20 protein-coding genes are annotated in these 23,159 nt (G+C 71.9%); 8 read left to right on the top strand and 12 right to left on the bottom strand.

Translation table 11 applies throughout. The features are described 5' to 3' along the window. Positions 1-28: 28 nt before the first annotated feature. Genes ACZ3IJ_RS32780 through ACZ3IJ_RS32770 form a run of 3 tightly spaced genes read right to left on the bottom strand, consistent with a single transcriptional unit; the run spans position 29 to position 3,563 of the window. Entirely contained in the window at positions 29-820 is a 792-nt protein-coding gene (locus tag ACZ3IJ_RS32780; protein WP_467474244.1) for a 3-oxoacyl-ACP reductase, read from the bottom strand. Beyond that, positions 817-2,190, bottom strand: a complete 1,374-nt coding sequence (locus tag ACZ3IJ_RS32775) for an aldehyde dehydrogenase family protein (protein WP_467474241.1) — start codon at positions 2,188-2,190, stop codon at positions 817-819. The genes ACZ3IJ_RS32780 and ACZ3IJ_RS32775 overlap by 4 nt, the downstream gene beginning before the upstream one ends. A gap of 8 nt (positions 2,191-2,198) precedes the next feature. Further along, positions 2,199-3,563, bottom strand: coding sequence for a glutamine synthetase family protein (locus ACZ3IJ_RS32770; protein WP_467474239.1), 1,365 nt, complete (start codon positions 3,561-3,563; stop codon positions 2,199-2,201). 79 nt (positions 3,564-3,642) lie between these two features. On the opposite strand from ACZ3IJ_RS32770, the gene ACZ3IJ_RS32765 reads away from it, so the two are divergent. The 3 genes from ACZ3IJ_RS32765 (at position 3,643) to ACZ3IJ_RS32755 (ending at position 6,736) form a co-directional block, all read left to right on the top strand. After that, entirely contained in the window at positions 3,643-4,383 is a 741-nt protein-coding gene (locus ACZ3IJ_RS32765) for a FadR/GntR family transcriptional regulator (protein WP_467474236.1), read from the top strand. Positions 4,384-4,586: 203 nt separating this feature from the next. Then, a complete protein-coding gene (eat, locus tag ACZ3IJ_RS32760; RefSeq protein WP_467474234.1) occupies positions 4,587-6,029 on the top strand; it encodes an ethanolamine permease in 1,443 nt (480 codons plus the stop codon). Between the two features lie 29 nt (positions 6,030-6,058). Next, the gene (locus tag ACZ3IJ_RS32755; RefSeq protein WP_467474232.1) at positions 6,059-6,736 is read left to right on the top strand and encodes a gamma-glutamyl-gamma-aminobutyrate hydrolase family protein; all 678 of its coding nucleotides are present in this window, start codon (positions 6,059-6,061) and stop codon (positions 6,734-6,736) included. 35 nt (positions 6,737-6,771) lie between these two features. Here the strand turns inward: ACZ3IJ_RS32755 and ACZ3IJ_RS32750 are convergent, their stop codons facing one another. Next, positions 6,772-7,713 (bottom strand): LysR family transcriptional regulator, encoded by a 942-nt coding sequence (locus ACZ3IJ_RS32750; RefSeq protein WP_467474230.1) that lies wholly within the window; start codon positions 7,711-7,713, stop codon positions 6,772-6,774. 70 nt (positions 7,714-7,783) lie between these two features. On the opposite strand from ACZ3IJ_RS32750, the gene ACZ3IJ_RS32745 reads away from it, so the two are divergent. Further along, entirely contained in the window at positions 7,784-8,941 is a 1,158-nt protein-coding gene (locus ACZ3IJ_RS32745; RefSeq protein ID WP_467474226.1) for a TDT family transporter, read from the top strand. Here ACZ3IJ_RS32745 and ACZ3IJ_RS32740 read toward each other — a convergent pair. From ACZ3IJ_RS32740 to ACZ3IJ_RS32725, 4 genes are all read right to left on the bottom strand, one after another. Further along, positions 8,868-9,599: a helical backbone metal receptor gene (locus ACZ3IJ_RS32740; RefSeq protein ID WP_467474224.1), complete on the bottom strand. Its 732-nt coding sequence runs from the start codon at positions 9,597-9,599 to the stop codon at positions 8,868-8,870. The two genes, ACZ3IJ_RS32745 and ACZ3IJ_RS32740, sit on opposite strands and share 74 nt — an antisense overlap. Then, on the bottom strand, positions 9,596-10,147 hold the full coding sequence (locus tag ACZ3IJ_RS32735; protein ID WP_467474221.1) for a helix-turn-helix domain-containing protein: 552 nt from the start codon (positions 10,145-10,147) through the stop codon (positions 9,596-9,598). Before ACZ3IJ_RS32735 ends, ACZ3IJ_RS32740 begins: the two co-directional genes overlap by 4 nt. Before the next feature lie 168 nt (positions 10,148-10,315). After that, positions 10,316-12,121, bottom strand: coding sequence for an ABC transporter permease/substrate binding protein (locus tag ACZ3IJ_RS32730; protein WP_467474218.1), 1,806 nt, complete (start codon positions 12,119-12,121; stop codon positions 10,316-10,318). Further along, on the bottom strand, positions 12,114-13,202 hold the full coding sequence (locus ACZ3IJ_RS32725) for a quaternary amine ABC transporter ATP-binding protein (RefSeq protein ID WP_467474216.1): 1,089 nt from the start codon (positions 13,200-13,202) through the stop codon (positions 12,114-12,116). The genes ACZ3IJ_RS32730 and ACZ3IJ_RS32725 overlap by 8 nt, the downstream gene beginning before the upstream one ends. Before the next feature lie 259 nt (positions 13,203-13,461). Here ACZ3IJ_RS32725 and ACZ3IJ_RS32720 point away from each other — a divergent pair, with 259 nt between their 5' ends. Next, positions 13,462-14,415: a 5'-3' exonuclease gene (locus ACZ3IJ_RS32720; protein ID WP_467474213.1), complete on the top strand. Its 954-nt coding sequence runs from the start codon at positions 13,462-13,464 to the stop codon at positions 14,413-14,415. 72 nt (positions 14,416-14,487) lie between these two features. After that, the gene (locus ACZ3IJ_RS32715; protein WP_467474211.1) at positions 14,488-15,324 is read left to right on the top strand and encodes a siderophore-interacting protein; all 837 of its coding nucleotides are present in this window, start codon (positions 14,488-14,490) and stop codon (positions 15,322-15,324) included. A gap of 90 nt (positions 15,325-15,414) precedes the next feature. Here ACZ3IJ_RS32715 and ACZ3IJ_RS32710 read toward each other — a convergent pair whose 3' ends face one another. After that, complete coding sequence (locus ACZ3IJ_RS32710) at positions 15,415-16,047, bottom strand: MerR family transcriptional regulator (protein ID WP_467474209.1); 633 nt, start codon at positions 16,045-16,047, stop codon at positions 15,415-15,417. 178 nt (positions 16,048-16,225) lie between these two features. On the opposite strand from ACZ3IJ_RS32710, the gene ACZ3IJ_RS32705 reads away from it, so the two are divergent. Next, the gene (locus ACZ3IJ_RS32705; protein WP_467474341.1) at positions 16,226-17,128 is read left to right on the top strand and encodes a hypothetical protein; all 903 of its coding nucleotides are present in this window, start codon (positions 16,226-16,228) and stop codon (positions 17,126-17,128) included. Beyond that, positions 17,125-17,574, top strand: coding sequence for an ABA4-like family protein (locus ACZ3IJ_RS32700; protein ID WP_467474207.1), 450 nt, complete (start codon positions 17,125-17,127; stop codon positions 17,572-17,574). The genes ACZ3IJ_RS32705 and ACZ3IJ_RS32700 overlap by 4 nt, the downstream gene beginning before the upstream one ends. Before the next feature lie 17 nt (positions 17,575-17,591). Here the strand turns inward: ACZ3IJ_RS32700 and ACZ3IJ_RS32695 are convergent, their stop codons facing one another. From ACZ3IJ_RS32695 to ACZ3IJ_RS32685, 3 genes are all read right to left on the bottom strand, one after another. Beyond that, complete coding sequence (locus ACZ3IJ_RS32695) at positions 17,592-18,734, bottom strand: winged helix DNA-binding domain-containing protein (RefSeq protein WP_467474205.1); 1,143 nt, start codon at positions 18,732-18,734, stop codon at positions 17,592-17,594. Positions 18,735-18,753: 19 nt separating this feature from the next. Next, a complete protein-coding gene (locus ACZ3IJ_RS32690; RefSeq protein WP_467474203.1) occupies positions 18,754-20,139 on the bottom strand; it encodes a cytochrome P450 in 1,386 nt (461 codons plus the stop codon). 173 nt (positions 20,140-20,312) lie between these two features. Then, the gene (locus ACZ3IJ_RS32685) at positions 20,313-23,141 is read right to left on the bottom strand and encodes a DEAD/DEAH box helicase (protein ID WP_467474201.1); all 2,829 of its coding nucleotides are present in this window, start codon (positions 23,139-23,141) and stop codon (positions 20,313-20,315) included. Positions 23,142-23,159: the final 18 nt, after the last annotated feature.

The following is a 23,159-nucleotide window of genomic DNA, read 5'->3' as shown; positions in this document are numbered from 1 at the left end:
CGCAAGCCTAGGGCCCGCCGGACCGGCCCTACAGCGGGGTCACGTACGCGCCCGAGATGCCTCCGTCGACGAGGAAGTCGGTGGCGTTGACGAAGGAGGAGTCGTCGCTCGCGAGGAAGGCCACGGCGGCGGCGATCTCCTCCGCTTCGGCGAACCGGCCCACGGGGATGTGCACCAGCCGGCGCGCGGCGCGCTCCGGGTCCTTGGCGAACAGCTCCCGCAGGAGCGGGGTGTTGACCGGTCCCGGGCAGAGCGCGTTGACCCGGATGCCCTCGCGGGCGAACTGCACGCCCAGTTCGCGGGACATGGCGAGCACCCCGCCCTTGGAGGCGGTGTACGAGATCTGGCTGGTGGCCGCGCCCATGACGGCCACGAAGGACGCGGTGTTGATGATGGAGCCGCGGCCCTGTCGCTGCATGTAGGGCAGGGCGGCCTTGCAGCACAGGTACACGGAGGTGAGGTTGACGTCCTGGACGCGCTTCCAGGCCTCGAGACCGGTGGTGAGGATGGAGTCGTCGTCGGGGGGCGAGATGCCCGCGTTGTTGAAGGCGATGTCGACGGAGCCGTAGGTGTCGAACGCGGTCCTGAAGAGCGCCTCGACCTCCTCGGGGTCGGTGACGTCGACCCGCACGAAGGTGCCGCCGACCTCCTCCGCAGCGGCCTTGCCTGCGGTCTCGTCGATGTCGCCGCAGACGACGTGGGCGCCCTCGGATGCGAGACGGCGGGCGGTGGCCAGGCCGATGCCGCTGCCGGCGCCGGTGATGACGGCGGTACGGCCGACGAGGCGGCGGCAGATGATGTCGTTGCTCTCGTTGCTCACAGTGCGGGGCCCTCCGTGCTGATGAAGACGTTCTTGGTTTCGGTGAAGGCGGTCAGTGCGTCGGGGCCGAGCTCCCGGCCGAGGCCGGACTGCCCGTAGCCGCCGAAGGGGGTCCAGTAGCGGACGCTGGAGTGGGAGTTGACGGAGAGGTTGCCGGCCCGGACGGCACGCGAGACGCGCAGGGCGCGGCCGACGTCACGGGTCCAGATCGAGCCGGAGAGGCCGTAGTCGGTGGCGTTGGCGAGCCGTACGGCGTCCGCCTCGTCCTCGAAGGGCAGGACGACGGCGACCGGCCCGAAGACCTCCTCGACGGCGCAGGGGGCGTCCTCGGCGACGTCGGTGAGGACGGTCGGCGGGAACCAGAAGCCGGGGCCCTCGGGCGCCTTGCCGCGGATGCCGGGGAGGGTGTCGGGGACGTACGCCCGTACGCGCTCCAGCTGGGCCCTGGAGATCAGCGGGCCCATCTGGGTCCTCTCGTCGGCCGGGTCGCCGACGACGATCTCCTCGACGGCGGGGGTGAGGAGCTCCAGGAAGCGGTCGTACACGCCGCGCTGGACGAGGATGCGGGTCCGGGCGCAGCAGTCCTGGCCGCTGTTGTCGAGGAAGGACATCGGAGCGGCCGCGGCGGCGGCCTCGATGTCCGCGTCGGCGAAGACGATGTTGGGGCTCTTGCCGCCGAGTTCGAGCGTCACCCGCTTCACCTGGTCGGCGCACTTCGCCATGATGCTCCTGCCGACCCGTGTCGAGCCGGTGAAGACGATCTTGGCGATGCCGGGGTGTTCGACGAGCGCGTTGCCGGCGACGGCACCCTCGCCGGGGAGGACCTGGAAGAGGCCCTCGGGGATTCCGGCCTCCAGGGCGAGTTCGGCGAGCCGGAGCGCGGTGAGCGGGGTGGTCTCGGCGGGCTTGAGGATCACCGCGTTGCCGGCGGCGAGGGCCGGGGCGGTGGCCCAGGCGGCGATCGGCATGGGGAAGTTCCAGGGCGCGATCACGCCGACGACGCCGAGGGGTTCGAGGATGGTGACGTCGAGTCCGCCGGCGACGGGGATCTGCCGGCCGCTCAGCCGCTCCACTCCGCCGGCCGCGTAGTCGAGCAGGTCGCGGACGTTGCCCGCCTCCCAGCGGGCGTTGCCGAGGGTGTGGCCGGCCTGGCGGACTTCGAGGAGGGCCAGTTCCTCGGTGTGGGCGTCGACGACGGCGGCGAACCGGCGCAGCAGCCGGGCGCGGTCGGCGGGGGCGGCGGCTGCCCAGCCGCGCTGGGCCTCCGTCGCCCGTACGACGGCGGCGTCGACGTCCTCCGGCGTGGCGGCGGGGACGGTGGCGACGACCTCCTCGGTCGCCGGGTTCAGGACTAGCAGTTCGTGCGGCAACTCGTTCCTCACATGCGTTCGAAGGAGCGGCGCAGCTCCCAGTCGGTCACCGCGGCGTCGTACGCGTCCAGTTCGACGCGGGCCATGTTGCGGTAGTGCGCGACGACCTCGTCGCCGAAGGCGGCCTTGGCGATGGGACTGGTCTCCCAGAGCTCGGCGGCCTCGCGCAGGGTGGTGGGGACGTGGGCGTGGTCGGCGGTGTAGGCGTTCCCGTCGCAGGCGGCGGGCAGTTCGAGCCCCTGCTCGATGCCGTACAGACCGGCGGCGACCAGGCCCGCGACGGCGAGGTGGGGGTTGACGTCCCCGCCGGGGAGGCGGTTCTCGAAGCGCATCGAGCGGCCGTGGCCGACGACGCGCAGGGAACAGGTGCGGTTGTCGACGCCCCAGGCGACCGCGGTGGGGGCGAAGGAGCCGGGCTGGAAGCGCTTGTAGGAGTTGATGTTGGGGGCGTAGAGGAGGGAGAAGTCACGCAGGGCGGCGAGCTGGCCGGCCAGGAAGTGGCGCATGATCTCCGACATGCCGGCGGGTCCGTCGCCGGCCATGACGTTGCGCCCGTCGGCGTCCTGGAGGGAGAGGTGGATGTGGCAGGAGTTGCCCTCGCGCTCGTTGTACTTCGCCATGAAGGTGAGCGAGACGCCCTCCTGGGCGGCGATCTCCTTGGCGCCCGTCTTGTAGACGGCGTGCTGGTCGCAGGTGACGAGCGCCTCGTCGTACTTGAAGGCGATCTCGTGCTGGCCCGGGTTGCACTCGCCCTTGGCGGACTCGACGGTCAGGCCCGCACCGGCCATCTCGTTGCGGATTCGCCGCAGGAGGGGCTCGACGCGACCGGTGCCGAGGACCGAGTAGTCGACGTTGTACTGGTTGACCGGGGTCAGGCCGCGGTAGTTCGCGTCCCAGGCCTGCTCGTAGGTGTCCTTGAAGACGATGAACTCGAGCTCCGTGCCGACGTGGGCGGTGTAGCCGTGTTCGGCGAGCCGTTCCAGCTGGCGGCGGAGGATCTGGCGGGGCGCGGCGACGACGGGCGAGCCGTCGCTCCAGGCGAGGTCGGCGACGAGCATGGCCGTACCCTCGTTCCACGGCACGCGCCGCAGGGTGGAGAGGTCGGGGCGCATGGCGAAGTCGCCGTAGCCGCGGTCCCAGGAGGACATCGCGTAACCGTCGACCGTGTTCATGTCGGCGTCGACGGCCAGAAGATAGTTGCAGCCCTCGGTGCCGTGTTCGAGGACGTCGTCGAGGAAGAACGGTGCGGCGAACCGCTTGCCCTGGAGCCGTCCCTGCATGTCGGGAAAGGCGAGGACGACCGTGTCGATCTCACCGCTGGCGACGAGGGAGCGCAGCTCCTCGACGGAGAGCGGGGCTTTGCGGTCTGCCACGGGATGTACTCCTCCTTGGGTCAGCCGGAAGCCATAAGGTATTGCCGAAGACCATTGCTTGGGAAGGGGAAACGGGAACGTGTCCAGTACGAGTGAATCGCCCGCCCCGCAGGTTGACCGCCTCACGCCCGTGCTGCGGCCGGTCCGGGCGGGCAACGGCTTCGAGGAGGCGCTGGAGCAGATCCTCCAGGTGGTACGGCTCGGCCTCGTCCCCGGCGGCGGCCGGCTGCCCGCCGAGCGGGAGCTTGCCGACCGCATGGGGATCAGCCGGGTCACCCTGCGCGAGGTGCTGAAGGTCCTCCAGGAGCAGGGGCTCGTGGAGAGCCGGCGCGGGCGGTACGGCGGGACGTTCGTGCTGCACCGGCCGCAGACGGCCGACGAGGGCGAGCTGCGGCGCCGGATCGCCTCCGTCGACGTGGAGGACACCCTGCGGTTCCGGGAGGTCCTGGAGGTCGGCGCGGCCGGGCTGTGCGCGGCGCACGGCCTGGACGACGAGGGCGCGGACCGGCTCCGTACGGCGCTCGCGGCCACGCACGACGCCACGCTGGACGACTACCGGCGCCAGGACACACTGCTCCACCTCACGCTGGCCGAGCTCTCCGGCTCCCCGACGCTCACGGCGCAGTACGCCGCCGTGCGGGCGACGGTGAACGACCTCCTGGACTGCATCCCGCTGCTCGTACGGAACCTGGAGCACTCCCAGCACCAGCACACGGCCCTGGTGGAGGCGGTCCTGGACGGGGACGCGGACGGGGCCCGCGAGGTGATGCGCGAACACTGCGGGGGCACGGCGGCCCTGCTGCGCGGCTTCCTGACGTGAGGGCACGCACGCCGGCACATGAGGGCACGCACGCCGGCACGGCGAGCGAGCCTAAGGGCGCCCGCGGGCGCCCGGAGGTGAGCCGAGCCCGGAGAGAGAAGCCCGCGTAACCCGAAAGTAACGCACGGGGGTTGCGTTCCCGCCGGGGCGGCGCAAAGGTATGGCACCAATCCATTGGGCCCGACGCGGGAGCTGACGCTGCCATGACGCTCGAAGACACCACCGGGAACACGACAGCACCGGACGACTACCTCGAACGCCGGACGCTGCGCCGCGGCAGCGCCGGCTGGCTGCTGCTCACGGGCCTCGGCGTCGCCTACGTCGTCTCCGGCGACTTCTCCGGCTGGAACATCGGCCTCTCCAAGGGCGGCTTCGGCGGACTGGCGATCGCGACCGTCCTGATGGGCGCGATGTACGCCTGTCTCGTCTTCGCGCTCGCCGAGCTCTCCGCCATCCTGCCCACTGCGGGCGGCGGTTACGGCTTCGCGCGCCGGGCGCTCGGCACCTGGGGCGGCTTCCTCACCGGCACCGCGATCCTCATCGAGTACATCCTCGCCCCCGCCGCGATCTCCATCTTCATCGGCGACTACGTCGAATCGCTCGGCCTCTTCGGCCTGGAGTCCGGCTGGCCGGTCTATCTCGCCTGCTTCGTGATCTTCATCGGCATCCACCTCTGGGGCGTGGGCGAAGCGCTCCGGTTCAGCCTGATCGTGACGGCGATCGCGGTCGCGGCCCTGGTCATCTTCGCGCTGGGCGCGCTCAGCGACTTCCATGTCGACGGGCTGAACGACATCCCCGCCGACACCGGGGCCCTCGGTTCCAGCTCCTGGCTGCCGTACGGACTCCTCGGGATCTGGGCCGCGTTCCCCTTCGGCATGTGGTTCTTCCTCGGCGTCGAGGGCGTGCCGCTCGCCGCCGAGGAGGCCAAGGACCCGGTCCGCTCCATGCCCAGGGCGCTCGCGATCTCGATGGGCATCCTGGTGCTGCTCGCCGTGATGACGTTCGTCGCCTCGACCGGGGCGCGGGGCTCGGCCGCGATCCAGGAGGCGGGGAACCCGCTGGTCGTGGCGCTGCAGGGCGACGGGGACCCGACGGCGCTCAGCCGGTTCGTGAACTACGCGGGCCTCGCCGGACTCGTCGCCTCGTTCTTCTCGCTGATCTACGCGGGCTCGCGCCAGCTCTTCGCACTCTCCCGGGCGGGCTACCTCCCGCGCTTCCTCTCGCTGACCAGCCGCCGCAAGTCGCCCTACCTGGGGCTGCTCATCCCCGGCGCGATCGGCTTCGCGCTGGCGGCGGGGACGGGGAACGGCGCGCGGATGCTGAACATCGCGGTGTTCGGCGCGACCATCTCGTACGCCCTCATGGCGCTCTCGCACATCGTGCTGCGGCGCCGCGAGCCGCAGCTGCCGCGGCCGTACCGGACCCCCGGCGGCGTCGTGACCTCGTCCGTTGCGTTCGTCCTGGCCCTGTCGGCGCTGGTGGCCACGTTCCTCGTCGACAAGGACGCCGCGTTCATGGCGCTCGGGGTGTACGCGATCGCCCTCGCCTACTTCGCGTTCTACAGTCGGAAGCACCTGGTGGCCAAGGCGCCGGAGGAGGAGTTCGCGGCGCTCGCGGCGGCCGAGGCCGAGCTCGAACGCGACTGACCACCGTCGTTCCTTCAGGAGGAGAATCCGTGTCCAAGCCGCTCATCGGCGTGACGACCTATCTGGACCAGGCCCGTTGGGGCGTGTGGGAGATGCCCGCGGCGCTGCTGCCGGCGCGCTACCCGCGCCTGGTGCAGGCGAGCGGCGGCCTCGCGACGATGCTCCCGCCGGACGACCCGTCCGCCGCCGCGTCGGTGGTGGCGCGGATCGACGGTCTGGTGGTCGCGGGCGGGGCGGATGTCGAGCCGGTACGGTACGGGGCCGAGCCCGACCCCCGTACCGGCCCACCGGCCCGGGCCAGGGACGCGTGGGAGCTGGCCCTGATCGAGGCGGCGCTCGCCGCCGGCACGCCGGTGCTGGGCATCTGCCGGGGCATGCAGCTGCTGAACGTGGCGCTCGGCGGCACGCTCGTCCAGCACCTGGACGGCCATACGGAGGGGGTCGGCGTGATCGGCCGGCACACGGTGAAGCCGGTCCCGCTGACGCGGTACGCCTCCCTGGTCCCGGAGACGGCCTCGGTGCCGACCTACCACCACCAGGCGGTGGACCGCCTCGGCGAGGGCCTGTCCCCCTCGGCGTACGCGGAGGACGGCACGGTCGAGGCGATCGAGCTCCCGGACCCGACCTGGGCCCTGGGCGTCCAGTGGCACCCGGAGATGGGCGAGGACCTCCGCGTCATGCGGGGCCTGATCACGGCGGCGGGCTGAGACCCCCGGGCCCTCGCGACCCCGGGCCCTCGTCCTCACGCCGTCGGCGTCGGCGTCGCCCTCGTCAGGGACAGGAGGTCGCGGGCCGGGCCCGTGGGGCGGTGGCCCGTGGGCCAGACCGCGCGGAGGTCGCGGCGGAGCAGGACGCCCTCCACCGGGACCTCGACCAGACGGCGGGAAGCCAGCTCCTCCGCGATGGCCAGTTCGCTCAGCACGGCCGGTCCGGCGCCGCTGACCGCCGCCGCCTTCACGGCCGTGGTGGAGGCGAGTTCGAGCAGCGGCTGTGCGAGGCCGCCGTGCGCGGAGAGCGCGGAGTCGAGCACCTGGCGGGTCCCCGACCCCCGTTCGCGCAGGATCAGCGGGGTCGCGGCCAGCTCCCCCGGGTCGAGCGGCCTGCGGCGGCGGGCCCACACGTGGGAGGGCGCGGCGACCACGACGAGCCGGTCGCGGGCGACGACCGCCCCGTCCAGGCCCTCGGGCACGGCGAGCCCCTCCACGAACCCCAGGTCCGCCTCGTCCGCGAGCAGCCGCTCCGCGACCGCCGCCGAGTTCCCCGCCATCAGCGACACCGCCGTGTCCGGCCGGTCCCCGCGCAGCGCGATCAGCCAGCCGGGCAACAGGTACTCGGCGATCGTCATCGACGCGGCCACCCGCAGCCGCGAGTCCCGCCGACCCCGAAGCGCCTGCGCCCCCGCGTCGAAGGCCTCCGCCGCCTCGACGATCCGCCGCGCCCAGTCCGTGACCAGCGCCCCCGCGTCCGTCAGCCGTGACCCGCGCGGCGAACGGTCCACCAGGGCGACCCCGAGCTGCCGTTCCATCGAGCGGATCCGGCTGCTCGCCGCGGGCTGGGTGATGCCCACCTCGCGGGCGGCCCGCCCCAGACTGCCGTGGCGGGCGACGGCCAGGAGCAGTTCGAGCGCGCCGAGGTCGGGGACCCGGTGGGCCAGGGGTGCGGGCCGGCTCGTCTCACTGCTCATAAAGGCAGCTTATGACGTCATAGCGCCAAGATCCCTGGTCGGGCCCGCACCGCCGCGCGAATCTGGGGCCATGGCAACACTCGCACCTTCGCTTCCGGCCCCCCTCGCCACCACCCCCGGCGTACGGGCGGCCACGGTCCGTCACCTCGGCCCCAACTGGTACGCCTCGGTGATGGGCACCGCCATCGTCGCCAACGCGGGAGCGACGCTCCCCGTGCACGTCCCCGGTCTGCGGACCGCCTGCACGGCCGTGTGGGTCCTGTCCGCCGCGATGCTGCTCACCCTGCTCACGGCCCGTGCCGCGCACTGGATCCACCACCGCGACCGGGCCAGGGAGCACCTGATGGACCCGGCCGTGGCCCCGTTCTACGGCTGTCTGGCGATGGCGCTGCTCGCGGTCGGCGCCGGTGGGCCGATCGTCGGCCGGGACTGGATCGGCCTCCCCGCGGCGGTCGCCCTCGACACGGTCCTGTTCACCGCCGGCACGGCGGTCGGCCTGGCCACCGCCGTGGCGATCCCGTACCTGATGGTGGTGCACCACAGGACCGAGGGCGCCTCCCCCGTGTGGCTGCTGCCCGTCGTCGCGCCCATGGTCTCCGCGGCGGTCGGCCCGCTGCTCCTGCCGCACCTGCCCGCAGGGCAGCCCCAGCAGACGTTCCTGATCGCCTGCTACGCCATGTTCGGCATCAGCCTGCTGGCGACGCTCGTCATGCTGCCGCTGCTCTTCGGCCGCCTGGTCACCGGCGGCCCGCCGCCCCTCGCGCTCACCCCGACGCTCTTCCTGGTCCTCGGACCGCTGGGCCAGTCGACCACCGCCGCTGACAACTTCGCCGACGTCGCGCCGGGCGTGCTGCCCGCTCCGTACGCGCACGGCTTCGCCGCCTTCGCCGTCCTCTACGGGGTCCCCGTCATGGGCTTCGCCCTGCTGTGGCTGGCGCTGGCCGGCGCGATGGTGCTGCGGGCCCGCCGCCGGGGCATGGGGTTCGCGATGACCTGGTGGGCCTTCACCTTCCCGGTCGGCACCTGCGTGACGGGCGCGGAGGGGCTCGCCCGGCACACGGGCCTCGCCGTCTACGGCTGGCTCGCGATCGCGCTGTACGTCTTCCTCGTCGCGGCCTGGCTGGTGGCCGGATTCCACACCCTGCGCGGGCTGTTCAGCGGTGCGCTGCTCGCAGCTCCCGGGCGAGGACCCGTGGCGCCTCGGCCAGTGACGGCCCGTACCAGGTGAGATGACGTCCGCTGACGAGTGCGGCGGCGGTCTCGGGGAACGCCTCGGGGCCGTCGTCGCGTGTGAAGCGGTACGGCTCGTCCGGCAGGACCACCAGCTCGGCGCCCGCCGACCGGATCTCGTCGAGCGGGACGCGCGGGTAGCGCTCGGAATGGGCCGCGTACACCTGCCGTACGCCGAGACGGGCGAGCAGGTCGCCGGCGAAGGTGTCCCGGCCGAGGACCATCCAGGGCCGGCGCCAGATCGGCACGACGGCTGTCAGCGGCGGGCCGGACACCTCGACGGCCGCCCACGCCTCCTCCGCCTCGTCCAGCCAGCGCGGCCGGCCGGGGACGCCACAGGCCCGCAGCACGCGGTCCAGCTCGGCGAACGCCTGGTCCAGCGTACGGACCTCGGTGACCAGGACCTCGATCCCGGCGGCGCGCAGGGCGGCCAGGTCGGGGGCGCGGTTCTCCTCCTCGTTGGCGATCACCAGGTCGGGGCGGAGCGCGGCGACGGCCGCGACGTCGGGGTTCTTGGTGCCACCGATCCGTACGACGTCGAGGTCCGGCGGGTGGCTGCACCAGTCGGTGGCGCCGACGAGCAGGCCGGGCGCGGTGACGGCGACGGCTTCGGTCAGCGAGGGGACGAGGGAGACGACACGGGCCGCCGGGCTCATGTGTCCTCGGCCTCGATGTGCTCGGCGACGGCGACGACGACGAGGCGGGTGCCGGGCTCGGTGGCGCGCCAGCGGTGCCGTACGCCTCCGGAGAGGTAGAGCGTGTCGCCGCGCTCGAGCCGGTACGCCCGGCCTTCGGCCTCGACCTCGGCGGAGCCGTCGGCGACGAACAGCAACTCGTCGTTGCGGTGCTGGAATTCACGGCCCGCGTCCCGCTCGCCGGTGAACTCCAGCGCGTGCAGCTGGTGCCGGCCGCGGACCAGGGACCGTACGCCGGGGGGCATGGCGTGGGGGTGCTCGTCGGCCCGGACGACGTCGACGGTGCGGGCCGCCTCGGCGGCGGCGAGGAGGTCGGCGGCCGTGGTCTCCAGGGCGACGGCGACGAGGGCGAGGGAGCGGTCGCTGGGGCGAGCCCGCTCGTTCTCGATCTGGCTGAGGAAGGGCACGGACAGTCCGCTGCGCTTGGCCACGACGGCCAGGGTCAGCTGGAGGGCCCTGCGGCGCTTCTTGACGGCCGCGCCCACGCGTGGTGAGTCCTTCTCGTCCACGTCCGCTCCCTCCCGTGCCTCGGTGCCGCGTACTGGTCGGTTACCTGAACCTTACGCAGCTTTGGCGCGGGGTTTCGCGTCGTGGCGAAAAGGGGTGGCCGCCGAACACGTTCGGCGACCACCCCTGTGCGTTCGGGAGCCGGAATTCCCGCTACGGCCCCTCCGGCTCTACTGCGGAGCCAGCTTCTCGGCGAGGCCGGGGTTCTTGTCCAGCCAGCCGCGGACGGCCTCCTGCTCCTTGCCCTTGCCGGTCTCCTGGATGGCGGCTTCGAGATCCGTGAGCTGCTTCTCGGTCATCTTGAAGTTCTTCAGCCAGGCACCGACCTCGGGGTTGTCGGCGGTGAAACCCTTACGGGCGAGGGTGTGGACGCCGTCGCCCTTGCCCCAGGTCCCCTGCGGGTCCTTGAGCTTCTTCAGGTCGTACGACGAGTAGGCCCAGTGCGGCGACCAGAGCGTCACGACGACCGGTTCCTTCTTGTCGTACGCGCGCTTCAGCTCGGCGAGCATGCCGGGCGTGGAACCGTCGACGACCTTGTACTCGCCCTTGAGGCCGTAGGCGTCGAGGACCTTGTCCTTGAGGATGCCCATCATTCCGGCGCTCGGCTCGATGCCGACGATCCGGCCCTTGAACTGGCCGCTCCTGCCCTTGAGGTCGTCGAGCGAGTCGATGCCCTTCATGTAGGACGGCACGGACAGCTCCAGCGAGGTCGGGCCGTACCAGGAGCCGAGGTCCTCCAGCTTGTTCTGGTACTTCTCCCAGTACTGGGCGTGCGTGACCGGGAGCCAGGAGTCGGTCTCGAAGTCGATCTGACCGCCCGCCATGCCGGTGTAGAGCGCGCCGGCCTCCAGCTGCTTGGCGTCGACCTCGTAGCCGCGCCGTTCGAGCAGTTCCTTCCAGAGGAAGGTGGAGGCGATGCCCTCGTCCCACGGGATGTAGCCCATGGTGATCTTCTTGCCGTGGCCGATGTCCTTGCCGCCGGCCGTGGTCGACGCGGCGCCGCCGCCGAGGAAGCCCATGCCGCCCGCGACGAGCGCGAGGACGACCACGCCCACGAGCGCGGTGACGGGCTGCGGGCGGTGGCCCCAGAGCTTCGCGCCGGCGCGCGCGGCGCTCACGGCCCGCGCCTTGGCGAGCGCCCGGCGGCCGAGCGGCGAGACCTGGCGGCCCAGCGCGCCGGTCATCCGGTCGAGGTACATGGCGAGGATGACGATGGAGATGCCGGCCTCGAAGCCGAGGCCGATGTCGACGTTGCCGATGGCGCGGTAGACCGCGCCGCCGAGCCCGCCGCCGCCGACCATGCCGGCGATGACGACCATGGACAGGCCGAGCATGATGACCTGGTTGATGCCGGCCATGATCGTGGGCAGGGCGAGCGGCAGCTGCACGCGGAGCAGCGTGTTGCGCGGGGTCGTGCCGAACGCCTCGGCCGCCTCGACGAGTTCGCCGTCGACCTGGCGGATGCCGAGTTCGGTCATCCGGACGCCGGGCGGCAGGGCGAAGACGATGGTGGCGATGATGCCGGGGACCACGCCGACGCCGAAGAAGATGATGCCGGGGATCAGGTAGACCATGGCGGGCATGGTCTGCATGAAGTCCAGGACCGGGCGCAGGACGGCGCTGACGGTCGTGGAGCGGGCCGCCCAGATGCCGAGCGGTACGGCGATCACGAGGGTCACGAGGGTGGCGACGAGCACCAGCGAGAGGGTCGACATGGCGTCGTCCCACAGCTCGACGGAGTCGACGAGCGCGAAGCCCGCGAAGGCGAGCGCACCGGCGGTGAGCCCGCGCAGCCACCAGGCGACGACGGCGAGCATGCCGGCGAACAGCAGGGGCTCGGGCGCGGAGAGGACCGCGTCGATTCCGTCGTAGAGACCGGTGACGACGGTGGTGATGGCGTCGAAGAGCCAGGAGAGCTGGACCTGGAGCCAGTCGACGGAGCTGTCGACCCACTGGCCGAGAGGGAGCCTAGGCATGGGTGGCCACCTCCTTCTCGCCGGTGATGCAGGCAACGGGCGGGCGCTGCTCGTCCCCGATGAAGCCGATCAGACGGGACTGCGGTACGACACCGAGGACGGTGCCGTCGGCGTCCTTGACGGCCACCGCGTGCGGGACGCGGGCGCTGACGGCGCACAGCTCGGCGACGGGGGTGTCCGGGCCGACGGTCTCGCAGTCGCAGCCGTCGGGCCGCGGGTGCTCGGGCTCGGTCATCACGGCGGCGGCCGTGAGGACGCGCGAGCGGTCGACGTCCTGGATGAAGGAGGCGACGTAGTCGTTGGCGGGACGGATCAGGATGTCCTCGGCGCTGCCGAGCTGGACGATCCGGCCGTCGCGCATCACCGCGATGCGGTCGCCGAGGCGCATGGCCTCGTTGAGGTCGTGGGTGATGAAGACGATGGTCTTCTTCAGCCGCTTCTGCAGTTCGAGGAGCTGGTCCTGCATGTCGCGGCGGATCAGCGGGTCGAGGGCGCTGAACGACTCGTCCATGAGGAGCAGGTCGGCGTCTGTGGCGAGCGCGCGGGCGAGGCCCACGCGCTGCTGCATGCCGCCGGAGAGCTCGTCGGGCCAGGACTTCTCCCAGCCGGCGAGTCCGCACATCTCCAGGGCCTCGGCGGCCCGGGTCTCGCGCTCGGCGCGCGGGACGCCCTGGACCTCCAGGCCGTAGGCGGCGTTCTCGAGGACGCTGCGGTGCGGGAAGAGGGCGAAGTGCTGGAAGACCATGCTGATCTTCGTGGACCGCACGGTGCGCAGATCGCGGGGGCTGAGCGCGGTGAGGTCCTTGCCGTCGAACAGCACGCGGCCCGCGGTGGGCTCCAGCAGGCCGTTGAGCATGCGCAGGAGAGTGGACTTGCCGGATCCGGACAGACCCATCACCACGAAGATCTGACCGGGGTCGACGGCGAAGGACGCGTCGATCACCGCCGCGGTCGTGCCGTCGGCGCGGAGCTCGTCGCGGTCCGCGCCGTCGGCGAGCTTCCTCACGGCTTCGTCGGGTCGTCTGCCGAACACCTTGTACAGGTGATCGGCCTGGAGCCTGGACACATACACCTCGCGCATCGAAACGAAAACGGCCCGTCCCCTCGGACGTCGTCCTCGGGGACCCACTGCCCCCGCACCCGGGCCGTGGAGCGGGGCGGTATCGGCCCGCGACTCCCGTGACGTCCGGCGATGCGCGTGCGAACCGCCGGACCGGGTCCGCTCCGGGCCCGCGCCTGCCCGGGGCCCCACAGCGCAAACGCGAAGGTGACGGGAGTCACTGGGGACGGGTCCGGGGGAGGCCGCTGGTCGCGTGGGGCCGCTGTCGGTGGGGTGCGGCATGGCCGTCGGTGGGGTGCGGCATGATCGGGGTGTGACCCGACGCCTGATGCTCCTCGACACCGCCTCTCTGTACTTCCGCGCGTACTTCGGTGTGCCGGACTCGGTCCGGGCTCCGGACGGCACGCCCGTCAACGCCGTGCGCGGCCTCCTCGACTTCATCACCCGGCTCGTCCAGGACCACCACCCCGACGACCTGGTCGCCTGCATGGACGCCGACTGGCGCCCGCAGTGGAGGGTGGACCTGATCCCCTCGTACAAGGCGCACCGGGTCGCCGTGGTGACGGAGACCGGGCCGGACGAGGAGGAGGTCCCGGACACCCTGGCCCCGCAGGTGCCGGTGATCGAGGCCGTCCTCGACGCCCTCGGCATCGCCCGCGTCGGGGTCGCGGGGTACGAGGCGGACGACGTCATCGGGACGCTGGCCGGGCAGGCGAAGGGGCCGGTGGACATCGTCACGGGCGACCGGGACCTGTTCCAGCTGGTGGACGACGAGCGGGGCGTGCGCGTGCTGTACCCGCGCAAGGGCGTCGGCGACTGCGATCTGGTCGACGGCGAGATGATCCGTACGAAGTACGGGGTCCGGGCTGACCAGTACGCCGACTTCGCGGCGCTGCGCGGCGACGCGAGCGACGGGCTGCCCGGGGTGAAGGGCATCGGCGAGAAGACGGCCGCGCAGCTGATCACGGAGTACGGCGATCTGGCGGGCGTGCGCACGGCGGCCGCGGACCGTACGTCGAAACTGACCCCGGCCAAGCGGCGCGGGATCCTGGAGGCGGCGGCCTATCTGGACGTGGCCCCGACGGTGGTCCGGGTGGCCGGGGACGTTCCGCTGCCGGAGTTCGACCCGGTCCTCCCGCCGTCGCCGCGCGACCCCGAGGCGGTGGCGGAGCTGGTGACGCGGTGGGGCCTGGGCGGGGCGGTCTCGCGGCTGCTTCCCGTACTGGCGCGCTAGCCGCGGTGGGCCGACGACGACCCGGGATGCTAGCTTAGGTATACCTAAGTTCGCCGAGTCAGGGAGACCGTCGTGGCAGAGCAGCCCGCGCGCAAGGCACCGCAGGCCCACGAGGCGCGGGTGGTGCGCACGGAGCGGATCACTCCGCACATGGTGCGGGTCGTGCTGGGCGGAGAGGGCCTGGAGGCCTTCTCCGTGGGCGAGTACACCGACCACTACGTGAAGCTGCTCTTCGCGGCGGAGGGCGTGAGCTACCCCGAGCCGTTCGACATGGAGCGGATCCGCGCGGAGTTCCCGCGCGAGCAGTGGCCCACCACCCGGACGTACACGGTACGGAGCTGGGATCCCGTCCACCGCGAGCTGACCGTCGACTTCGTGGTCCACGGCGACGAGGGGCTGGCCGGACCGTGGGCCGCGCGGGCCGTCCCGGGCGAGACGATCCGCTTCCTCGGCCCGGGCGGCGGCTACGCGCCGGACATGGAGGCGGACTGGCACCTCCTGGTCGGCGACGAGAGTGCGCTGCCGGCGATCGCTGTGGCCCTGGAGCGGCTGCCGGAGGGCTCTACGGTCCACGCGTTCCTGGAGGTCGCGGACGCGTCGGAGGAGCAGAAGTTCGCGACGGCGGGCGGCGTCGAGGTGACCTGGCTGCACCGGGGCGACCGCCCGGCGGGCGAGGCCCTGCTGGAGGCGGTCCGCGCGCTGGAGTTCCCGGCGGGCGACGTCCACGCCTTCGTCCACGGCGAGGCGGGCTTCGTGAAGGAGCTCCGCCGCCATCTGCGCCTGGACCGCCAGGTCGCGCGTGAGCGCCTGTCCATCTCGGGCTACTGGCGCCTGGGCAAGACGGACGAGGCCTGGCGCGCGATCAAGCGCGAGTGGAACGACCAGGTGGAACGCGAGCAGGAGAACTGACCGCGAGCCGGCCGGGCGGACGTCCGCCTGGCCGGCCCGCCGGGGCGAGGTGCCAGGCGCCGAAGCGCCCGGCACCCTCACGGTGCGCGGTCACCCACCCGTGCCGAAGACCTTTCCCGACGCGTCCACGTGCGCCAGCCTCCGCAGCGCCGCGAACATCGCGTCCCCCAGCACCGTCCCCACCACGACGCTCTCCACGAGCTCCTCCCGCTCCACGTTGCCCGCGACGTACTCGAGGTCCGCGCGGGCCACCTGCTCCGCGGCCTCCGCGTACGCGTCGAGCACCTGGGCGAAGCCTCCGTGGCCGACCTCCGTCAGCGCCGCCAGGGCGACGGCGAGCGCCTCCGCCGCCGGGCTCTCCGGGGACGTGCTCCAGCCGCGCCGGGCGATCAGGTCGGCGACGGCCTTCCGGGCCAGGACGACGCCTTCGCCCGGCTCCTCCGTGTAGCGCGGCACGACGCGGTCGGCCGCCGCGCCCAGCATCTTGTGCACGGGCCGTTCCCGGTCCTCGATCGCCGCGAGCACCTCACGGATCCCGGCGATCGACAGTCCGCCGACATCCAGAAGCGCTCGGATCAGGCGAAGGCGCCGCTCGTGCGTCTCGTCGTACGAGGCCTGGTTGGGGCTCGTCAGCTCCCCGGCCGGCAGCAGCCCTTCCCGTAGGTAGTACTTGATCGTCGGTACCGACACCCCGGTGCGGCGACTCAATTCTCCGATGCGCACTCTGCGTTCACCTTTCCCGTCTCGCTCCGGACTTGCCGAGCGACCCCTCCATCCTAGATAGTGTCGCTATCAGATAGCAGTGAGTTACGCTATCCGTATCGCAACGGGGGTACCCATGTCCTCATCCTTTCCGCGTGTGCGCGAGCTCCACCGGCCTCTGGTCTGGTTCTCCGCGTCGATGGCGTTACTCGCCCTGGTCGCCTTCGGCGGCGTGCTCTTCGACGACCGGGTCCTGGTCGGCGTGCCGATCTGGACGAAGCCGTTCAAGTTCGCGGTGTCGTTCGTCGCCTACTGCACGACACTCGCCTGGATGCTCACCCTGCTCCCCCGGGGCCGCCGGGTCGGCTGGTGGGCGGGCACGGCGGTGGCCGTGACGAGTCTCGTCGAGATGGTGCTGATCACGACGCAGGTGATCCGCGGGCGGCAGAGCCACTTCAACCACGAGACGTCCTTCGACTCCGCCGTCTTCCAGGTCATGGGCGCCACCGTCGCCCTCCTGTGGCTCGCCGCGCTGGTCATCGCGATCCTGCTGCTGCGCGCCCGGATCCTGGACCGCGCCACCGCCTGGGCGGTACGGCTCGCCTCCCTGATCGCCCTGACGGGAGCCGCGATCGGGTTCGTCATGACGCGGCCCACGCCCGAACAGCTCGCGGTCGGGGACGACGCGGGCATCGTGGGCGCGCACAGCGTCGGCGTGCCGGACGGCGGCCCCTCCATGGCCCTGACCGGCTGGTCCACCACGGGCGGTGATCTGCGCATCGCCCACTTCTTCGGGATGCACGCCCTTCAGGCGATCCCGCTCGTGCTGCTCCTGCTCGTCACGCTCGCCCCGCGGTTCGCGCGGCTGCGCGACGAACGGGTACGTCTGCGGCTGACGTTCGTGGCCTCGGGGACGTACGCGGCACTCTTCGCCCTCGTCACCTGGCAGGCGTTGCGCGGTCAGGCGCTGCTCGACCCGGACGGCGCCACCCTCGCGGCGGCCGGCGCGATCGCCCTCCTCGGCGCGGGAGCCACGTGGGCCGCCCTGCGCACCACCGACCACACCGTGAACGCCCCGACCGCCAAGGAGTTCGCCTCATGACCGGCTTCCTCTTCGAGCTCAGCTTCTACCTCGCCGCCCCCGTCTGGCTGCTCATGATCTTCGCCCCACGCTGGCACTGGACCGAGCGGATCGCGGCCTCGCCGCTGACCGTCGTACCGATCCTCGCGGTGTATCTCGCCCTGGCGCTCCCGGTCCTCCCCGAGCTGTGGGCGGCGGTCAGCAGCCCGGACCTCGACCGCTTCCGGGAACTCACCGCCCTGGCGAACGGGGCCGCGGCGGTCTGGGCCCAGGTGATCGCCTGGGATCTGCTGGTCGGCCAGTGGATGTACCGAGAGGCCCGCCTGCGCGGCATCTCGCCTCTCCTGATGGGCCCTCTGCTGGTCCTGACGATCCTGCTCTCCCCCTTCGGAGTGCTCGTGTTCCTGGCCCTGCGAGCAACCAGGAGGAAGCCCACTCCGCCGGTGCCGGCCCCCCACCCCGCCTGACCCCGCGGGTCCGTGCCTCACGTGCCCGGCAGGAGGCGTCTCTCGCCCGCCGGGAGTCTGCTCCACCAGTGGGTGTAGCGGCTGTAGACCCGTGGTTCGCGCGGGGCGAGGAACGCCGTCAAGGAGCGGGCCTCGGCGGCGAGGGCCTCCCACGCGTCGTCCGGGAGGGCGTGGAACGCGGTCGCCTCGATGCCCCCCTCCGCCGGGCGCCACACCCCGGCGACATGGCCGTCGACCAGCAGGGTCGGCAGCACGTCTCCGTTCCTGCGGATGACCACCGGCCGGTAGTCGGGTGGGATGATCCGGCTGCGGTCGGCGTAGGCCAGCAGCGTGCTGTCCCACATGGCCATCAGTCGTGCCGGGGCGGGCGTGTCCTCGTCCGGGCAGAGCGCGTCCGGCACGTCGAACAGTTCTTCGCCGTCCGGTCCCTCCTTCCGTACCAGCTCGGCGCCCAGCACCGCCAGTGCCCTTCTGACCCTGGCCCGTTGGACCATGGCGAACTGCGCCATGTCCGCCGGGGACGCGGGCCCGAACCCTTCGAGATAGCGCAGGAGCAGCGTCCCCAGCGCGGCGTCCGACTCCTCCGGCGTCGGAGGGGTCGGCGGGTCCGGGGGTGCGACGTACGAGGGGCGCTCCCCGAACGACCACGGTGGCGTGGTGGGTGCGTGCAGCAGCGGTGTGTACTGCCGCAGCCCCCACCAGGCCCCGGACTTCGGCGCGGTCCCCACCCGCTGCTCCAGCCAGGCCTCGTACTCCGCGTTCGTCCGGGGCCGGTCCGCGAAGGCCAGCAGCTCGGGGACGAGCATGTCGGCGTCGGCCGGGGTCAGACCTGACACCGTGAAGCGGTCACCGAGCCTCGCGGCCCTCAGCACGGGGTGCAGGGCCGTACGGAAGGCCCGGTAGTCGTCGGTGTGGACGGCGTGCAGGGTGATCCGCATGAGGGTCGTCTTGACCACCGACCCGCGGGTGAAGGCGTCGTCGAGTCCGGAGGGGTCGAACCCGGCGATCCTGTTCCACAGGGCCAGGTACGGCGAGGCCGGCTGCTGGGCCTGCAGCGCGACCACCCGCCGTACCGCGTCGGCGGCACCGATGTCCTCTCGACGGAGCAGCAACTGCCGGGCGAGAGTGGACCGGTTGAGCCCCCTGGCACTGATCTTCATACGGAGATCATCCCGCACCTCACGGGCGGCGCGTGCGGACCGTGGCGAGGACCTCGCGGTCGGGCTGGAGGGTCAGGCTCGGCACGGGGCGGATCTCGCCGGGGTCGAGGTCGAGCCGGAACCGACGGGCGAGGACGGCGAGGATCAGGACGGCCTCGACCATCGCGAACCGCGTCCCGAGGCAGGCCCGGGGTCCACCTCCGAACGGGAACCAGGCGTACTCCGGTATGTCCTCGCCGGCCTCGCCCTCCGCCGTCCCCCAGCGCTCCGGGCGGAACTCCTCCGGATCACGGAACCAGCGCCCGTCCCGGTGCGTGGCCCACTGGCTGCTCCATACCCGCGTCCCGGGCGGTATCGGCATCCCCCCGAGCTTCGCGCCTTCCCTGGCCACACCGGTCAGGAGCCAGATCGTCGGGTAGAGCCGGAGCGTCTCCTTCACGACAGCCTGCGCGTACGTCAGTCGCGCGTAGTCGTCGAAGCCCGGCTCCCGGTCACCGAGGACCCGGTCCAGCTCCTCGCCCAGCGCGTCCCGCACGCGGGGGTTGCGGGAGAGCAGGTGCCAGGCCCAGACGAGGGTGGAGCTGGTGGTCTCGTGTCCGCCGATGTAGAGCGTGACGGTCTCGTCGCGGATCTCCTGGTCGGAGAGGTGCGCGCCGGTCTCGTCCTGGGCGGCCAGGAGCCGGCTGAGCAGGTCGGGCCGCTCTCCCTCGCCGTCACGGTGGCGGGCGACGACCCGGCCGACCTCGGCGTCGATGACCGCGGTCGCTCGCTTGATGCGCGCCCGTCCGGGCGTGGGCACCCAGTCGGGCAACAGGGCTCCGATGCCGCTGAATTCGGCACCGATCTCCTTCTGGGCGACATCCATGGCACGACCGATGGACTCCGCGTCGGCGGCGGTGTCCACGCCGAAGATGGTCCGGACGGCGATCAGCTGGGTGAGGGCGGCCATCTCCTTCTTGATGTCGATGTGCTGTCCGTCGCTCCACCGGTCGGCCAGGTCGACGGCGCATTCGGCCATCGTGGCGGCGTAGGAGCGGACCTGCTTGGGCCGGACGGAGGGCTGGACGAGGGAGCGCTTGCGGCGCCAGTCGGCACCCTTGGCGACCACGACTCCGTTCCCCAGCAGCGTGCGGAAGGCTATGCCGAGGTCGGGCTGGTCGAAGGTGCTCTCGACCTGGGTGAGGAGCTCTCCGATCGTGTCGGGGTGCGCGATGAAGAGCGCCGGCCCTCGGCCGAAGCGCCAGCTGACGACGTCACCGCGCTCGCGCAGCCGCTCGAAGAAGGCGAGCGGGTCCTTGCCGAACTCCGGAAGGTTTCCGAGCAGCGGTACACCTCGTGGCCCCGGCACGATCGTGTGTCCCCCGGCCGTCTCCTCGACGGCGGCCGAACCGGCTTGCGTGGTCACGTGCGTCCCCTCCCAGCGGTGTTGCCCGGTGTGTGACTCCATGGAATCGGAGAGGCCTGACACTCCGCCACCCCTGTGGAAAACCCCCTGTGGACAACACTCCCAGAACCGGCGCACCAAGGGGCCCGTGGCATCAACCACGGGCCCCCGCAGACGAGTTCGGAAGCGAGGCGTCAGCCCACCGAGCTGTACGCGACGACTCCCCTCAGCAGCGATTCCACCGCCTTGCGCGCGTTCTTGGACACGGTGCTGTTCTCCTTCGGCGCCGCGGCCGCGATCTGCCCCAGGACGTCGATGACCTGCTTGCACCAGCGCACGAAGTCACCGGCGGGCATCTCCGCCTCCCGCAGGACCTCGTCGAGCCCCTTGTCGGACGCCCACTGATACGCGGCCCAGGCGAAGCCGAGGTCGGGCTCGCGCTGCCCCACCCCTTCCGCCTGGTTGATCTTGAACTCTTCCTCCAGGGCGTCGAGACGGCCCCAGATCCGTACCATCTCGCCGAGCGCGGCCTTGGCCTTCCCGGCGGGGACCTTCGGCGCCACGGCGTCGTCGGACTGACGCGCCTCGTACACCAACGCCGAGACGCACGCGGCCAGTTCGGGCGGGGTCAGCCCCTCCCACACTCCGTCGCGCAGGCACTCGCTCGCCAGCAGGTCGAGCTCGCCGTAGAGCCGGGCGAGCCGCTTGCCGTTGCCGGTGACCTCGTCGCCGCGCAGGTAGTCGAGCTCGGTGAGGAGCGCGACGATCCGGTCGAAGGTGCGGGCGATCGTGTTCGTCCGGCCTTCGATGCGCCGTTCCAGCTGACGGGTGTCCCGCTGCAGCCGGTGATAGCGCTCGGCCCAACGGGCGTGGTCCTCCCGCTCGTCGCAGCCGTGGCAGGGGTGCGCGCGCAGTTCGGTGCGGAGCCGGCTGATCTCGCGGTCGTCGGCAGCGGCGGCACGCTGCCTGTGGTGCCGCTCGGGGTTCAGGTGGCCCGCCTTGGTACGCAGGGCGGAGGCGAGATCACGGCGGGACTGCGGGGAGCGCGGGTTGAAGGACTTGGGGATCCTCATGCGCTCCATGGCCTCGACCGGCACCGGGAAGTCGATCGACGCGAGCCGCTTGACCTGCCGTTCGGCCGTGAGCACGAGCGGGCGGGGCCCGTCGTGCGACTCGAAGCCGCGGTGGCCGTTGGTCCGCCCCGCCGGGATCCCCGGGTCGAGGACGAGGGCGAGTCCGGCGAACTTGCCCGTGGGCACGTGGATGACGTCGCCCGGCTTCAGCTTCTCCAGGGAGGCCGCTGCCGCCGCACGCCGCTGCGCGACGCCCTGCTTGGCCAGTTCGGTCTCGCGGTCCTTGAGGTCGCGGCGCAGGCGCGCGTACTCCTCGAAGTCGCCGAGGTGGCAGGTCATGCCCTCCCGGTAGCCCTCCAGGCCCTCTTCGTTCTTCTGGACCTGGCGGGAGATGCCGACGACCGACCGGTCCGCCTGGAACTGTGCGAACGAGGTCTCCAGGAGCTCGCGCGAGCGGTGGGCGCCGAACTGGTCGACCAGGTTGACGGCCATGTTGTACGACGGCTTGAAGCTGGAGCGCAGTGGGTACGTACGCGTCCCGGCGAGTCCGGCGAGGTGGCCCGGGTCGAGACCGCGCTGCCAGAGGACGACGGCGTGACCCTCGACGTCGATGCCGCGCCGTCCGGCGCGTCCGGTGAGCTGGGTGTACTCGCCGGGGGTGATGTCGGCGTGCTGCTCGCCGTTCCACTTGACGAGCTTCTCCAGGACCACGGACCGGGCGGGCATGTTGATGCCCAGCGCGAGGGTCTCGGTCGCGAAGACCGCCTTGACGAGACCGCGGACGAACAGCTCCTCCACGACCTCCTTGAACGTGGGCAGCATGCCGGCGTGGTGGGCGGCGATGCCGCGCTCCAGGCCTTCCAGCCACTCGTAGTACCCGAGGACGTGGAGGTCCTCGGACGGGATGGCGGCCGTGCGCTCCTCGACGATCTCGCGGACCCGCTGCCGCGCCTCGTCGTTGTTGAGGCGCAGACCCGCGTAGAGGCACTGCTGGACGGCTGCCTCGCAGCCGGCCCGGCTGAAGATGAAGGTGATCGCGGGCAACAGCCCCTCGGCGTCGAGGCGGTCGATGACCTCGGGCCGTCCGGGCGTCCAGATGCGGGAGCGCTGACGGCGCTCGCGCTCGCGGTCGGCCTCGCGGACCATCTTGCCGCGGCGCCGCTCACGCGGGTTGTACGTACGGGAGTTCTCGGTGCGGGCCAGGCGCAGCAGGTCGGGGTTGACCTCGCGGCGTGCCGCGCCGCGGCCGCCGTGGTCGGTCTCCTCCTCGAAGAGGTCGTACATCCGGCGGCCGGCCAGGACGTGCTGCCAGAGCGGCACGGGGCGGCTCTCGGAGACGATGACCTCGGTGTCGCCCCGGACGGTGTCGAGCCAGTCGCCGAACTCCTCGGCGTTCGAGACGGTCGCGGAGAGCGACACCAGCGTCACCGACTCGGGGAGGTGGATGATCACTTCCTCCCAGACGGCGCCGCGGAAGCGGTCCGAGAGGTAGTGCACCTCGTCCATCACCACGTAGCCGAGGCCGCTGAGCGCCTGGGACCCCGCATACAGCATGTTGCGGAGGACCTCGGTGGTCATGACGATGATCGGGGCGTCCCCGTTGACACTGTTGTCGCCGGTGAGGAGGCCGACCTTGCCCGGGCCGTACCGCTTCACGAGGTCGGCGTACTTCTGGTTCGACAGCGCCTTGATCGGTGTCGTGTAGAAGCACTTGCGCCCTTGGAGCAGGGCGAGGTGGACGGCGAACTCGCCGACGATGGTCTTGCCGGAGCCCGTGGGCGCGGCGACGAGCACGCCTTTGCCCGCTTCGAGGGCCTGGCAGGCCTCGATCTGGAAGGGGTCCAGACCGAACTCGTACATCTCGCGGAAGGGGGCCAGCGCCGTGGCCTGCTCGGCGTTGCGGGCCCGGGCAGCTGCGTACGCTTCGGCTGGTGTGAGGTCCTCTGTCATCTTGTTGTCGAGCCTACC

It is taken from the genome of Streptomyces sp. NPDC013317 (assembly GCF_055563155.1).
The sequence above is the reverse complement of the archived record's forward strand: the minus strand, read 5'-3'. Positions and strand labels throughout refer to the sequence as shown.